This is a genomic window from Rudanella paleaurantiibacter (assembly GCF_009184635.1).
Taxonomy (GTDB): Bacteria; Bacteroidota; Bacteroidia; order Cytophagales; family Spirosomataceae; genus Rudanella; species Rudanella paleaurantiibacter.
This window is the reverse complement of the sequence record NZ_WELI01000006.1, coordinates 355,530-369,402: the sequence shown is the minus strand read 5'-3', so window position 1 is coordinate 369,402 and position 13,873 is coordinate 355,530. Positions and strand designations below refer to the sequence as shown.

The window sequence follows — 13,873 nt, the reverse complement described above, 5'->3', positions numbered from 1 at the left end:
TCTCTACAGCACGGCCCTTTACCCGAATTCCATGAAGTTACTGATTCAGAACCTGCGGGAGTACCTCCGCGCGGATTTTCACCCCCGTTTGTATCTGGCAACGGCAGCCTGGCTTGGGCTTCTGATTACCCTCAATTATACATTTGATCTGGAAGATGTGTACATCGACTCGTTGCGGGGTAGCTGGAAACGACCGGTCCTGTATATACTTCTGTACACAACGGTCTATTATGTAGCTATGGGGCTGTGGACGTACTACCATCACCGGCCCGACCTCTGGCGCAACCGCCGATTTTGGCTCCACACGGGCGTCGGGTGGGTGGCTTATGGGTTTTATGCGGGGTTTTACGGGTACAACCGCTGGAGCGAGCAACTTCTCGACGGCCAAATTTACCTGTTCGCTTACTACTGCCTCAGCAACCTGCATTCACTAGTGACACTGGTACTGCCCTTGTACCTGTACTACCGATTCTTTGATAATGGGGCCGAACATTTTTATGGTCTGAAACCCAAGCGCGACGGGCTGACGGTTTATGCCCTACTGCTATTGATTATGGTGCCTTTGATTGCCTTTGCGTCGTTTCAGCCCCATTTTCTCGACTTCTATCCGACCTACAAAGATACCACGGCTAATGAGTTTCTGGGTGTGCCGGAATGGGTCACGGCCCTGGTTTACGAACTTTGCTATGGCTGGGACTTTGTACCGACGGAGCTGCTATTTCGCGGATTTATGGTGATTGGACTTAGCCGAATTACGGCCGTTGATAAGAACCAATCGGGCGTGATTTTGCCGATGGTCGTAGCCTATGCGAGCATTCACTTTGGCAAGCCTCTGGGCGAAACCCTCTCGTCGGTATTGGGCGGCTATCTGCTGGGGGTACTGGCCCTTTCCACGCAAAGTATATGGGGCGGTCTGCTAATCCATTTGAGCATCGCCTGGCTCATGGATGGGGCCGCTTTCGTACAACAGTGGGCACAGCAACCGGCCGGATTAACGCCTTAGTGCGCCCATCGTTGTAACATATTGCGCACCAGCTCCACCATTTCTTTGAAATCGCTGGGTTTTACGTAAAACTCATTGGCGCCCATAATCTCAGAGCGGAACCGGTCGTCGGGGTTAAACGACGTAGTGAGAACCACAATTTTGAGTTCTCGCTGCGGGAAATGCTGTCGGATTTCCCGTAGGGCCTGCATACCACTGAGCCGATCCATATTAAGATCTAAGACAACAAAATTCGGACGCTCGGGACTAGTATTGAGTCGATCAACTAATTCTTCGCCATCGTGCATCGTTTCCAGACGAACCGACGCATCGACTCGTTGAAAGGCGGATTCCAGCAGTATCAGATCATCGTCATCGTCATCGACTAACCATACAGTGGTTTTTGGGGCTGTCATTCAGGTAAAACGTCTATCAAACAATAAGGTTTGGGTGGCCTTTAAACTATACTATAACGCGCCATATGGGTTAAGACGACTTTATAGCGAAAGGTGACAAGCTTACTACAAATTCGGCACATTTCAACTATAGTTACAAGCCTTTTTGGGCACAAAAGTTATTTAATAGACCGGTACCACTATCCCACTTTAGAACGTAGGCACTGTATTTTACGGGGCTAAATATCGTATTGAATAGACTTCTTATTTATTAAAATCTGAAATAATTTACATGCCAAAAATAACAAAACACTGTATTTCAGCAAATTACAAAACAAGTCTCTAAACTATCCGTTGGTGTTAGGTATAAAATAACTCCTTCATCGCTATAGACATGGTTTCAGTCAGGTAGTCCGTTGGCAACAATTACTCAAACGACCGTTACATAGCGACTAAATCACTTTTTAATAATTGGCTAAATCCGACGCGGCCTTCTGGTTGGTTCATACCGTTCGTTTTCCGAAGTCCGTTTACCCAGTACCCCAGGTCTCATTAGCCGTACTCAGACAAAAATCCGTAGTATTGCGCCATTACCGACTGCCAACAGCCATGCTCAAGCGCGTTTCGATTCAGAATTTTAAGAGCCTTAAGAACGTCACCCTCGATCTTCAGAAGGTGAACCTGCTCATTGGCCCAAACAACTCCGGTAAAACGAATTTTTTGAAGGCGCTGGAGTTGATACGAGAAGGTAAGAATCAACCAAATTACTATCCGAACGAAATAGCATTTGGAAAACGCCTTTCAAAAGAAATTAGCGTCAATCTGATCTGGCCCTCTGACAGAGAGGAATATGACTGGCGGATATTCAAACTCTATTATGATTTGAATACCCTAACAAGTACTACCGGATACTTCAAAAATGATTCACCAGACGAAATAATCACGGGACAAGTCTCAATACCTGAGTTTCAACGTTATCAATATAGTTCTCTAAAAATTTATAAACTTGACCCGAACAAACTCACTCAACCCGGTCCGGTTGGAACAGGCGATGAGAATGTAAAAGCTGATGCTTCTAACCTAGTTGGTTTTTTAGATTTGATGCTCGGAAAGTATCGGAAAGCTGTCTTCAATCGTACAGAAAATGACTTACACACTTGTGTTCCTGAATTTGACGAGATTAATCTTGACGACGCTCCAGCCACCGAAGAACTCAAAAAGCAATACGGCGACAAATCCTTCAAACGTCTCGGCTTAACAAACAGCAAACAGGGAATCACGTATTGGGCTGACGAACTCTCCGAGGGTACGCTTTATTTCCTAGCTCTGCTCTGTATTATCAACCAGCCTAACCCGCCTAAGTTGCTATTGCTGGAAGAACCCGAAAAGGGGATTCATCCGCGCCGGTTATTTGAGGTAATGCAGTTTATCCTAACGCTGGTTGAAGAGAAAGATGTGCAGGTCATTATGACCACACACAGCCCCGCAATCGTTGATATGTTTAAAGACATGCCGGAATCGGTCTTTATCTTCGATAAGGATGAAGAAGGCGCAACGCACGTCAAAAATTTATTACATGATGTAATCGAACCGGAAACAGAGAGAAGTAAAGAGTTAGGCATTGAACCACCGCACTACACCGACTCTCTTGGCGATGCCTGGACGGTTGGCTTTCTAGGGGGAGTACCAAAATGAGCCAGATTGTTACCTACGCTTTTTTCGGAGAAGACGACGCTCAACGCAACTTTCTAGAAAAATACCTGCACCAGGAATTCCCCGACACGTTCATTGAGGACGAAAATGAGCGTTGGCGTTTCAAAGCAACGAACGATAAGCAGGTAGATAAACTTCTACCAGAAGCATTACGGCAAATCAGGTTGCTCGAGCTGGATGTTCTGTTTATTAGTCGGGACATTGACACCGATCAAACGCCCAAAATTTTAGAAAAACAGGCAGACTTTTCCAAAACTTGTCAGGGACACCCTGCTATTGTAATGCTACCCGTTCAGTGTATTGAGTACTGGCTCTGGTATATCAAGCGACACCACGAGGAACCGGGGAAAAATACACCTTTGGAATCGCAAACTCGAGCAACTGCCAAACGGGCCGTTTACGACAACACAAAAGTGGTAGCTAAACAAATAGCGTTAGCGAATGACATTTTGCTACATCTGGATGTTAACTGGCTAACTACCCGCTCTCCTAGTTTCAACCATTTTCATAAACAAGTACAAGCGTTTCTGAGTGAGTACGCAAAAACGTGAGTGATGTAAAACCAATCCTTCATCAACCATCCCAATGAAATACTACAATTCCATCGTCGACACGATCGGCAACACGCCTTTAGTTAAGCTCAACAAAGTGACTAAAGGTATCCGGGGCACCGTACTGGCCAAAGTAGAGTACTTCAACCCAGGCAACTCGGTGAAAGACCGTATCGCCGTGAGTATGATTGAAGACGCCGAACGGCGGGGTATTCTTAAGCCCGGCGGCACCATTATCGAAGGTACGAGCGGTAACACGGGCATGGGCCTGGCGCTGGCGGCCATCGGCAAAGGCTACAAGTGCATTTTCACAATGGCCGACAAGCAGTCGAAAGAGAAAATGGACATTTTGCGGGCCGTGGGCGCAGAGGTGATTGTGTGCCCAACCAACGTAGCCCCCGACGACCCCCGCTCCTACTACTCGGTGGCCAAACGGCTCAACCAGGAGATTCCGAATTCGCTCTACCCCAATCAGTACGATAATCTGGCCAATACCGAAGCGCATTACGTAAGCACCGGCCCCGAAATCTGGCGCGATACCGACGGCCGCATCACGCATTTTGCGGCCTCGGTCGGTACGGGTGGTACCATCAGTGGCACATCGCGGTTTCTGAAAGAGCAAAACCCACAACTGTTTACACTTGGCCTGGATACCTACGGCTCAGTATTCAAAAAATACAAGGAAACAGGCGTTTTTGATACGGGTGAAATTTATCCCTACCTGACCGAGGGTATCGGCGAGGATATCCTGCCCCAAAACGTCGATTTTGACGTGATCGATCAGTTTATCAAAGTCACCGACAAGGATGCCGCAATCATGGCCCGGCGGCTGTCGCGGGAGGAAGGTCTTTTTGTGGGCTGGTCGTGCGGGACAGCCGTGCATGGCGCGCTCGAATGGGCCCGCGAACACCTCACCGACGACGATGTGCTGGTCATTCTGCTGCCCGACCACGGAACCCGTTACCTCGCCAAAATTTATAATGACACCTGGATGAACGACCACGGTTTTCTGGAAAATCGCCAGTTTAAAACCGCCCGCGACATTATCACGAGCAAAAACGGCTCCGGCGTACTGACCACCCTCGGCCGCGACGTTACGGTTTCGCAGGCCATTCAGGTGCTCAACCGGCAGGGCATTTCGCAGATTCCGGTAACCGACCCCGAGGGCCACATTGTAGGTAGCCTGACCGACTCGACCATCCTGAACCGGCTCATCGACGACCCGGCCGTGAAAGATAAAGCCGTGAGCGAGGTAATGGATAAACCGTTCAAGTTTGTAGGGCTCGACAACACGGTCGACGTACTTTCGTCGCTTATTGACCGCGAAAACAAGGCGCTGCTCGTGCGCGACGAAACCCAGCAGGTGCACATTATTACGCAGGCCGATTTGCTGGCAGCCATGACCAACTGACCCGAATAATTTCGTATCTTGTCTGAAAATAAACCGGTTATGAGCATCCAAACGCAAGCGCTCGACATACCGACTGAGTCGATACCGTCTTACCTGATTTACGAAACACTCAACGGCCGCCCTCTATATCGGAAGGGCTATAAGGATGTATTAGCCAAGCGAAAAACCGCCAGCGAGATTATGGGGTGCAGCGACCTTCAGGCCATTATTGTCTCGGCCTTACACCTGTATTTGGCATCAAACGCCGACCGAAAAGCCTATTGGGTTGTGACGAATGAGCCGGGCTTACACCTGAAACTGGGCGATAATCTGGCCAACGACATTGCCTTCTATGAGAAAGAGAAGGTAACCATCCGGGGTAAGTTTTTCGATGTGGCTCCCAAGGTTGTTGTTGAGGTCGATATCAAAGTAGACCCGGAGGCTTACCCCGGTAAAGAGCGGGAGTACATCTACGAAAAAACCGAGGCTATGCTGGCCTTTGGCACCGAACGCGTTATCTGGATTACTACACAAACCCGCAAAGTACTGGTAGCTACCCCCAACGAGCCGTGGCTCACGTTCAATTGGGATGCTACCGTACCGGTCATGGACGGCCTCACGCTGAACGTACTGTCGTTACTAACCGAAGAAGGAATACTTTAACGCCGGTTGTCTCCGCCATCGAGCATACTGAGGTAGCTCATGTAGCGCGATTCGGCAATGTTGCCCTCGCCAACCGCTTCTTTCACCGCGCAACCCGGCTCATTCACGTGCAGGCAATTATTAAAGCGGCACTGATTGAGCCGGTCGCGCATTTCGGGGAAGTAATGACTTATTTCTTCCTTCGCCATATCAACCAGCCCCAGTTCTTTAATGCCCGGCGTATCGATAATAAACGTTTCGGGAGCCAGCTCAAACATCTCGGCAAAGGTGGTTGTGTGCACCCCCTTGTTGGCAAACGTCGACACCTCGTTGGTGCGTAAGTTCAAACCCGGTGCCACGGCATTCACCAGCGATGACTTCCCCACCCCCGAATGCCCCGACAGAAGCGTGATTTTGTGGTCGAGCAATTGCCGAAAAGCCTCTACGCCATCGCCCTCGGTGGCCGAGGTAGCCAGGCAGCTATACCCAATCGACTCGTACATATCCATGATTTCCTGCTGGTAACCCAGGCCCTCATCGTTCAGGATGTCAGTCTTGTTGAACACCACCGTCGTCGGAATCCGAAAGGCCTCGGCCGTGACCAGAAACCGGTCGATGAACCCGAGCGAGGTACGGGGCAGGGTAAGCGTAGCCAGCATAACAGCCTGATCAATATTGGCTGCCAGAATATGCCCGTGGGCGGTTTTATGCACCGATTGCCGGATAATGTAGTTTTCGCGCGGGTCGATGTCCAGAATAACAGCCGTATTCTCGGTCACATCTTCAACCTCAAACTGCACGCGGTCGCCCACAGCGATAGGGTTGGTCACTTTAAGACCTTTAATTTTGAACTTCCCTTTCAGCCGCCCCTGATACACATGTCCATCCTCATTGCGGATGTCATACCACGAGCCCGTTGAGCGAATTACTAATCCTTTTTGCAAGATTCAGAGAGTGAAAACGTGAAATTGAGTCGGTGAAACGAAGTAAAAGCGTGAACGGATAGCCTGTGCGTGTTACTCGTTCGCTTGTTTGCGCATCAAGGTAGCGACCACCTCCATAACCTTTGCTGTTGCGCCAATGTTCCGCTCCACGTAGGCCCGGCTGATTTGAGCCGCCTGCGCGGGGTTGGGATATTGGCGGGCAAACGCGTCGGCAAGGGAGACTGTGTCGGCCACAGTAAAGGCGCCCCCCTCGGCTACCAGATCCACGGCTTCCTGAAACTTGCGGTAATTAGGCCCAAAAAAGACGGGCACGCCAAAGGTGGCAGCTTCCAGAATATTATGCAGTCCCTTTCCAAAAGCTCCGCCGATGTAGGCAAATTCGCCGTATTGATACAGCGACGAGAGCAAACCGATATTATCGATGAAAAGCGTTTGCACGGCGCTGTCGGCGGCATCGGCTGTTTGGTTGAGCAACGCTGAGTACCGCACCGATGGCCGCTTGAGCTGTGCCCGCCACCGCTCAATTTCGTCGTTGTGGATTTCGTGCGGGGCCACAATCACCTTCAGCGGCTGTTCAAACGCGTTCAGAAACGGAATCAGCACCTGCATATCGGCCTGCCATGCGCTTCCCACCACCAACAGCGGCTGACCAGCCTTAAACGTAGCCGCCAACGGAATTACTTTACGGGCGGCCGCGACCTGCGCTACCCGGTCGAAACGGGTGTCGCCCGCCCGTGTAACGTCCGTAATGTCGATTTGCCGGAGCAGCCGCACCGACTCTTCATTCTGCACCAGAATATGGGCGAAACAGGTCAGGATTTCGCGATAAAACCGCTGCACCGGCTTCACACCCCACGACCTAAAGAAAAGCTGCCCCGGCCGAAAAATGGCTGAAAAGGATAGCGTAGGCACGCCAGCCGCCCGTAGCTCGTGCAGGTAATTGGCCCAGAACTCGTATTTGATAAAAAACGCCAGTTGCGGCCTCACGAGCCGCACAAAATCACGGGCGTTGGCGGGCGTATCGGCAGGCAAATACAGGATATAGTCGGCCCCGGCGTAGTTTTTACGCACTTCGTAGCCAGAAGGCGAGAAAAACGTGAGCAAAATCTTGTAGGCCGGGTACTGCGCCCGAAAGGCTTCGATTACAGGGCGCCCCTGCTCAAACTCACCCAGCGAAGCGGCATGAAACCACACCAGCGGGGCCGTGTTGCCGGCCAGTTTTTGCGCGAGCTGGGTTCGCCAGTCCTGCCGACCCACCACCCACTGCCGGGCCTTGGGGTTGAACGGGGCCAACAGCCTCAGCAAACCGGCATACAGCCGAATCGACGTGTTATAAAGAGGAGAAAACAAGCCTCAAATCCGATTGGTTAATGAAGCGACAAAGGTACACCAATCAGACTCCCCGACAGTACGCCCGCCAACGAAACCGGTAACAGACGGTTGGCCCGGTTGCGCAAAGGTCGAACTTTTCAGGCCCGAAAACCTTTTTTAGTGCAAATAAGCATCACGTTCGCATGAACTGGAATAAACTGACCGACGAAAGTCAATTAGCCATTATCAAAGAAGAATCGGCTCAGCAGCCGGTGCTGATTTTCAAGCACAGCACAACCTGCTCCATCAGTGCTATGGCCTACAGCCGGCTCGAACGCAACTGGAACGATGCCGCCGGAATTAAGCCATATTATCTGGATTTGCTCCAGTACCGGGCCATCTCCAACAAGATTGCGGGTGAGTTTGGAGTTGAGCACGAGTCGCCCCAGGCGCTGCTGATTCACAACGGCGAATGCGTGTACGATGCCTCGCACATGGCTATCTCGTTCCAGGCTCTGCAACAGGCGGTATAGTATTTAAGCGGACAAGGGAGGAAAGGAAAAAGGGAGAAAAGGTTTGCAATGCAACGTTCCTTTTTCTCTCTTTTTCCTTTCCTCCCTTGTCTTTTTTCCCCTTTACCCCCTCAATGTGATTCGGGCTCGGTGACAAACTCCCCCAACCGGCGGATTGAATTTAGAAACACTCACCTCCACATCGGCCACGGTTGGGTACACGTGCCGAATCTCGGTAATGATACTGTGGGCAATATGCTCCAGCAAACGGGCCGGGCGCTGCATCACCCGGGTTGTAATCCGATATAACTCCTCGTAGTTGACGGTTGCACTAAGCCGGTCTTGCCGGGCTGCTTCCGAAAAATCGACCGTCACAACAATGTCGACGGAGTATTTATTACCAATCTTCTGCTCCTCGTCGTAAAATCCGTGGTAGGCAAAAAATTCAAGTCCTTCTAACGCGATGGTTCCCATGCGGGTGGCCTAAAGGCCTTAAATCTGGTCAAAAAATGAGCCGCCCTGTTTGGGTTCGGCGGGTTGTGATTCAGGTTGCGGAGTGGGTTCAGGCATTACTTCGGCAGTGGTAATCTGCACGGCCTCATCTACCTGCTGCACCAGTTCGGCTGAGGGGTCCACCTCCGGCCCGCGCGACGTTGGCGGCTCTACTAACTCGTCGCCAGTAGGCATATCGGCCACTTCGGCAATGGCATCCCGCCCGGTTTCGGGGGTAGCGGTGGGCGTACCGGTTTCGGCAGCAAGCCCGGCAGCGGCCAGTTGAGGTTGGGCAGCCTGTGCCTGTTTCTCAGCCTCGCGCTGTTCTTCCTTGATCTGCGTAGCTACCTCGTCAATTTTCCCCTTAAACGATTGCTTGGCAAACTTCTTCTCGAACCGATCTACGCTATCCATAGCATTGGCCGACAGCGTTTTGATCTGCGCCACCAGCGTATCCTTGTAGCGCTCCATGGCTTTGAAGTCGTGCTCCATCGCCTTAAGGTCGTTCAGAATATTGTCTTTCAGATACCGGGCCTGATTTTGCGCGTCCTGAATCATCATGGATGATTTTTTCTTCGCATCGGCCAGCATATCGTCGGCTTTACGGCGGGCCTCGGCCAGGTGTTGTTCAGCGGCTTTGGTAGCCTGATCGGTAATCTGACTGCTGGTATCTTCGGCGGTTTTGAGCGTCTTGAACAGAGTCAGCTCTACCTCTTTTAACTTATTGAGCTCTTTTTCAGCCAGTTCAAGCTGCATTTTCAGCATCTTCTGCTCGCCAACTACCCGCTCCCACTCCTGCGAGAGCGACGACAGGAAAGCGTCTACCTCGTCGGTACGGTAGCCGCGTAAACCCTTTTCAAAGGTGTGTTGCCGAATCTCTATGGGCGTGATTTTCATACGATGCGCCTAATTGATGTAGGGTCGAAAGCAATTGTGTCAGCGTGAAAGTAAAGTTCTTTACGCGTAATTGAAAAGTATTAGGCATAAAATGTGCCAAAGGAACACGCACGCCCACAAGACTGCCGGTCGGCCTGAAATTCGGATTGCCTTACTTTCCAACCTGCCAGACCGAAATAGTCCGGTCGTCGCTGGCCGAGAGGAGCATGTTTTGGTAGGCACTCCACAACAGTCGATTCACCGAGGTACCGTGACCAGCGTGCCGTGCCCGGTCTACCACTTTCAGCAACCGAAGGGTCTGCGCATCCCAAATCTTGATCGATTTATCCATACTGGCCGTGGCCATCAGCTGACCGTCGGGACTGAAGGTCACGTGATTGATGGCAAACATATGGGCCACCACTTCCTGCCGAAGGGCGTACCCCTGTTCGGCGTCCCAGCTTTTGAGCCGGGCATCGCGGCTACCTGTAATAAGCGTTTGAAAGTCGGGGGTGTAGGCCACCGTAAACACCGAGTTGACGTGCGCCGACAGCGTGTGCTTGAGCGCCAGCGTGTTCAGGTCGAAAATACGCACCTGATGGTCGCTGTAGCCCACGGCTAACTCGCGCTCGACTGGGTTAATAGCTATACAGCGGGCACTTTGATCCGAGGCTTTCAGATGCCGACGCACCGCCAACTGTTGCGCGTCGAGCACCACCACAACGCCATCCGACAAAGCCACAAAAACCGTATCGGCATACTGCTTTATATCGAAAATGGCCGCGTTGGTCAACTTCAACGACCCTACCTCCACGCGGTTTGCGGGGTCAATCAGGTGCAGGCCCTCGTAGTTTTGCCCCACCCAAAGCCGGTTACGATCCTGCTCGTAATGCAGAGCGTACACCGACGCGGGCACCTGCGCTACCAGGCTACCCAGATCGGGCCGGTCGAGCTGCCAGCGTACCACCATGCCGTCTCCGCCCGCCGAAAAAAAACTGTCGGCTGTTGGGCCCGCTTCGAGGGCATACACCCCGTCGCGGTGGCCGCCAAATGTATCAAGTTTCTGAACGTTCATGGGTAATTTGCGCGATGCGGTCGCTCTGAGCCTTCTCTCCTTTTTCTGCTACCGTTCCCGAACGACTTACCCGACAAAGGTCGGCAAACCTTTCTTTTTCCCATACAGACTTCCGACTTTTGCCCCATGCCCCTCCACACAACGTTTGCCCTCAACCCCGACTGCCGGGTGGTACTCTGGCGCATTGAGGAAGATGAGCCCACGTTACGTGCTCGTCTGGTACTCACGGCCCCCGAACAGGCCGATCTGGACGGCATCACGCACCCCAATCAGCGGGTCGAGTGGCTCGCCTGCCGGGTGGCGGTTCAGACACTCGCTCAGGCACACCAGTATCCGTATCGGGGTCTGGTCAAAGATGAATACGGTAAGCCGCACCTTCTCCAGCCCGAACCGGCCGGTAGCCCGGCGCATATTTCCATCTCTCATACGGGAGGCTGGGCGGCTGCTGTATGGCACCAAAACCGCCCCGTGGGAATTGACATAGAGCCTATCCGGGCGCAGTTTACGCGGGTAGTACCACGAGTCCTGTCGGAAGCCGAAATTGAACACGCATCCGGCCGTGCCGACCGGCTGGCGGTATACTGGTGCGCCAAGGAGTGCCTGTATAAACTCTACGGGAAACGGCAGCTTACTTTCCGTGAGCATCTTCACATTGAGCCCTTTGCCGATGGAGCCGAGCGCCTGACGGGACATGTGCGCCTGCCCGACCATGAAGAAACCTTACAGATTCACTGCTGGGCTATTGGGCCGGGCCTGCTGGCTGTGGCCTGTCCGTAAAGCAACGCACGGACCTCAGTGATGTGCAACGAATCGTGTAAAGTGCATAATAAAAGTCCGATTATCAATAGATAACCCAATTCTCAATCATGCATTTTACATTGTACATTCACGTAGGCCCGTGCGGTCAAAGTTGTACAACGAACGTTTACCGCTGCGAATAGTCAGACAGGGGCATACCGTCGCCCTCATCCTGCACGGCATCCAGAATGGCTTCGACCTCTTTGACCCGGTCCGAATCGCCTTTTTTCTCAAACGCCAGCATGAGGTTACGGAGCGTCCGGCGAACAATGTCGATGTTGGAGCAGGGCTGATAAAAAATATCGTTTGGTTTCAGGTTCAGCTGACCGATGTAGTGGTCGATGTCGTTTTTCGAGAACACCAGCCCCCGTGTAAACACGTTGATGTAAAACTGCACCCCGTTGGGCTGTTTGTAGGTCAGTACAAACAAGTTGGGCAGGTTTACGCCGTAGATGGGCATGCCAATTTTACGGGCCATCAGCATATAAATCACGCACAACGAGATGGGGTTTCCCCGGCGCGACTCCAGCACTTGATTGATCATCGAGTTGGCCGGCGAATGAAAATGCTTCGAGTTGGGCGCAAAGCCCAGCGTATTAAAAAAAGCATTGTTCAGGGCTTTTACCTGATCCACGGGGTGCATATCCGTACCCACATCGAGCCATACTTTGTAATACAGTTGGTTGAGGTCTTGCCGCAATTTTTCAAGCGAGAGATCGGGGTACTGGTAAGTAGCCACAATCCAGAGCCCTTCGAGTAGGTCCATACCGCCCCCGTTGCGCCAGTCGCGGATGCGTTCCAGCACCGATTGGTACTGAAGGTCATGTATCAGCTCTTCAATCTTTTTTTGAAAATGCGGGTTAAAGCTGCCCTCCCATTCCGATTCCAGATACGGAATTAACTGACCGCCCAACTCCCGAATTCGCTGCTCCACATGATCGGCCACTTCACGGTCTTCGTCGTCCAGAAGGGATATAAGAGCTTTAATCTCGCTGTCGTTCATACACGTTTGGTACTCAGTCTGTCTGACACAGGATAAATACTCCTTTCAGAAAGAAACTGAATTTTATAGTTTTGTCCGATTTTTGGGTCGCTCTGCTGTACGCTACCCTAAAATAAGAACAAAATTTTACAAAAAACGATTTGACTCCCGCAGACAATACAGTGTCGAAAATTGTGGTGACAGGCGGTGCCGGCTTTATCGGTTCGCACACAGCTGTCTCCCTGGTTGCAGCCGGTTTTGAACCAATTATCGTTGATAATTTCTCGAACTCCGAGAAGAACATACTCAACGGCCTGGAACAAATTTTGGGGCGCCGACTTACCTGTTACGAAGCCGACTGCAACGACGCCGATGCGATGGAGACGATCTTCGCCAGCGAGCGCCCCATCGGCATTATTCACTTTGCGGCATCCAAGGCCGTGGGTGAGTCGGTACAGAAACCCCTGCTCTACTACCGGAATAACCTCAACTCGCTGATGGTTATGCTGGAACTGATGCCCAAGTATCAGGTGCACAATCTGGTGTTCTCGTCGTCGTGCACGGTGTATGGCCAACCTGAGCGGCTCCCCGTAACCGAGGCTACGCCCCGGCTGCCAGCCTCGTCGCCCTACGGCAACACCAAAGCCATGTGCGAAGATATTATCCGCGACTGCGTGGCAGCCGTGATGCCCGTTAAGGCTATCTCGCTGCGGTACTTCAACCCGATTGGTGCGCACCCCTCGGCCCTCATCGGGGAGCTGCCCAGAGGTGTACCGGCCAACCTGGTGCCTTACCTGTTGCAAGTAGCAGCCGGGCAGCGCGAAAGCCTCACCATTCACGGGAACGATTACAACACGCCCGACGGTACGGCCATCCGTGACTATATTCACGTGATGGACCTGGCCGACGCCCACGTGAGCGCCTTGCAGTTGCTCAACCAGAAAAATACCGACTCGTTCTACGACATTTTCAACATTGGTACAGGACGGGGTGCCTCAGTATTGGAGTTGATCAACACGTTTGAGGAAATTAACGGCATTAAGTTACCGTACACGCTGGGGCCTCGCCGGCCGGGTGATATTGAGCAGATATATGCGGACGTCAGCAAAGCCACCGAAGGCCTGCGCTGGACCGCCAAGCGATCATTAGCCGATGCCTTGCAGGACGCCTGGCGCTGGCAGCAGACTTTGAGTTAGTTTATGGTTCATTC

The 13,873-nt window shown here is 52.1% G+C and carries 15 protein-coding genes; 8 read left to right on the top strand and 7 right to left on the bottom strand.

Translation table 11 applies throughout. The features are described 5' to 3' along the window. The first annotated feature begins 31 nt into the window (after positions 1-31). Positions 32-1,003: a CPBP family intramembrane glutamic endopeptidase gene (locus F5984_RS16690; RefSeq protein ID WP_152125349.1), complete on the top strand. Its 972-nt coding sequence runs from the start codon at positions 32-34 to the stop codon at positions 1,001-1,003. On the opposite strand, the gene F5984_RS16685 is transcribed toward F5984_RS16690, so the two are convergent. Further along, a complete protein-coding gene (locus F5984_RS16685; RefSeq protein WP_152125348.1) occupies positions 1,000-1,398 on the bottom strand; it encodes a response regulator in 399 nt (132 codons plus the stop codon). The two genes, F5984_RS16690 and F5984_RS16685, sit on opposite strands and share 4 nt — an antisense overlap. A gap of 588 nt (positions 1,399-1,986) precedes the next feature. On the opposite strand from F5984_RS16685, the gene F5984_RS16680 reads away from it, so the two are divergent. The 4 genes from F5984_RS16680 to F5984_RS16665 are packed head-to-tail and all read left to right on the top strand — an operon-like array spanning position 1,987 to position 5,694. Continuing rightward, positions 1,987-3,072, top strand: coding sequence for an AAA family ATPase (locus tag F5984_RS16680; RefSeq protein WP_152125347.1), 1,086 nt, complete (start codon positions 1,987-1,989; stop codon positions 3,070-3,072). After that, positions 3,069-3,641, top strand: coding sequence for a hypothetical protein (locus F5984_RS16675; RefSeq protein WP_152125346.1), 573 nt, complete (start codon positions 3,069-3,071; stop codon positions 3,639-3,641). Before F5984_RS16680 ends, F5984_RS16675 begins: the two co-directional genes overlap by 4 nt. A gap of 34 nt (positions 3,642-3,675) precedes the next feature. Continuing rightward, positions 3,676-5,052, top strand: a complete 1,377-nt coding sequence (locus F5984_RS16670) for a cystathionine beta-synthase (protein ID WP_152125345.1) — start codon at positions 3,676-3,678, stop codon at positions 5,050-5,052. A 39-nt stretch (positions 5,053-5,091) separates the two neighbouring features. Continuing rightward, positions 5,092-5,694 (top strand): Uma2 family endonuclease, encoded by a 603-nt coding sequence (locus F5984_RS16665; protein WP_152125344.1) that lies wholly within the window; start codon positions 5,092-5,094, stop codon positions 5,692-5,694. On the opposite strand, the gene rsgA is transcribed toward F5984_RS16665, so the two are convergent. Together rsgA and F5984_RS16655 are read right to left on the bottom strand one after the other, a co-directional pair. Then, positions 5,691-6,617: a ribosome small subunit-dependent GTPase A gene (rsgA, locus tag F5984_RS16660; protein WP_185155534.1), complete on the bottom strand. Its 927-nt coding sequence runs from the start codon at positions 6,615-6,617 to the stop codon at positions 5,691-5,693. The genes F5984_RS16665 and rsgA overlap by 4 nt on opposite strands. A 72-nt stretch (positions 6,618-6,689) precedes the next feature. Then, entirely contained in the window at positions 6,690-7,967 is a 1,278-nt protein-coding gene (locus F5984_RS16655; protein WP_152125342.1) for a 3-deoxy-D-manno-octulosonic acid transferase, read from the bottom strand. 164 nt (positions 7,968-8,131) lie between these two features. Between F5984_RS16655 and ytxJ the strand changes: the two genes are divergently transcribed. Next, on the top strand, positions 8,132-8,461 hold the full coding sequence (gene ytxJ / locus F5984_RS16650) for a bacillithiol system redox-active protein YtxJ (protein WP_019988464.1): 330 nt from the start codon (positions 8,132-8,134) through the stop codon (positions 8,459-8,461). A 102-nt stretch (positions 8,462-8,563) separates the two neighbouring features. Here the strand turns inward: ytxJ and folB are convergent, their stop codons facing one another. From folB to F5984_RS16635, 3 genes are all read right to left on the bottom strand, one after another. Beyond that, positions 8,564-8,914 (bottom strand): dihydroneopterin aldolase, encoded by a 351-nt coding sequence (folB, locus tag F5984_RS16645; protein WP_152125341.1) that lies wholly within the window; start codon positions 8,912-8,914, stop codon positions 8,564-8,566. An 18-nt stretch (positions 8,915-8,932) separates the two neighbouring features. Further along, complete coding sequence (locus F5984_RS16640; RefSeq protein ID WP_152125340.1) at positions 8,933-9,829, bottom strand: DivIVA domain-containing protein; 897 nt, start codon at positions 9,827-9,829, stop codon at positions 8,933-8,935. Positions 9,830-9,980: 151 nt separating this feature from the next. Next, complete coding sequence (locus F5984_RS16635; protein WP_152125339.1) at positions 9,981-10,883, bottom strand: WD40 repeat domain-containing protein; 903 nt, start codon at positions 10,881-10,883, stop codon at positions 9,981-9,983. A gap of 126 nt (positions 10,884-11,009) precedes the next feature. On the opposite strand from F5984_RS16635, the gene F5984_RS16630 reads away from it, so the two are divergent. Beyond that, complete coding sequence (locus tag F5984_RS16630; protein WP_152125338.1) at positions 11,010-11,660, top strand: 4'-phosphopantetheinyl transferase family protein; 651 nt, start codon at positions 11,010-11,012, stop codon at positions 11,658-11,660. Between the two features lie 148 nt (positions 11,661-11,808). Here F5984_RS16630 and F5984_RS16625 read toward each other — a convergent pair whose 3' ends face one another. Next, positions 11,809-12,684, bottom strand: a complete 876-nt coding sequence (locus F5984_RS16625) for a transglutaminase-like domain-containing protein (RefSeq protein ID WP_152125337.1) — start codon at positions 12,682-12,684, stop codon at positions 11,809-11,811. Positions 12,685-12,824: 140 nt separating this feature from the next. On the opposite strand from F5984_RS16625, the gene galE reads away from it, so the two are divergent. Then, complete coding sequence (gene galE / locus F5984_RS16620; protein ID WP_185155533.1) at positions 12,825-13,859, top strand: UDP-glucose 4-epimerase GalE; 1,035 nt, start codon at positions 12,825-12,827, stop codon at positions 13,857-13,859. Positions 13,860-13,873 lie beyond the last annotated feature (14 nt).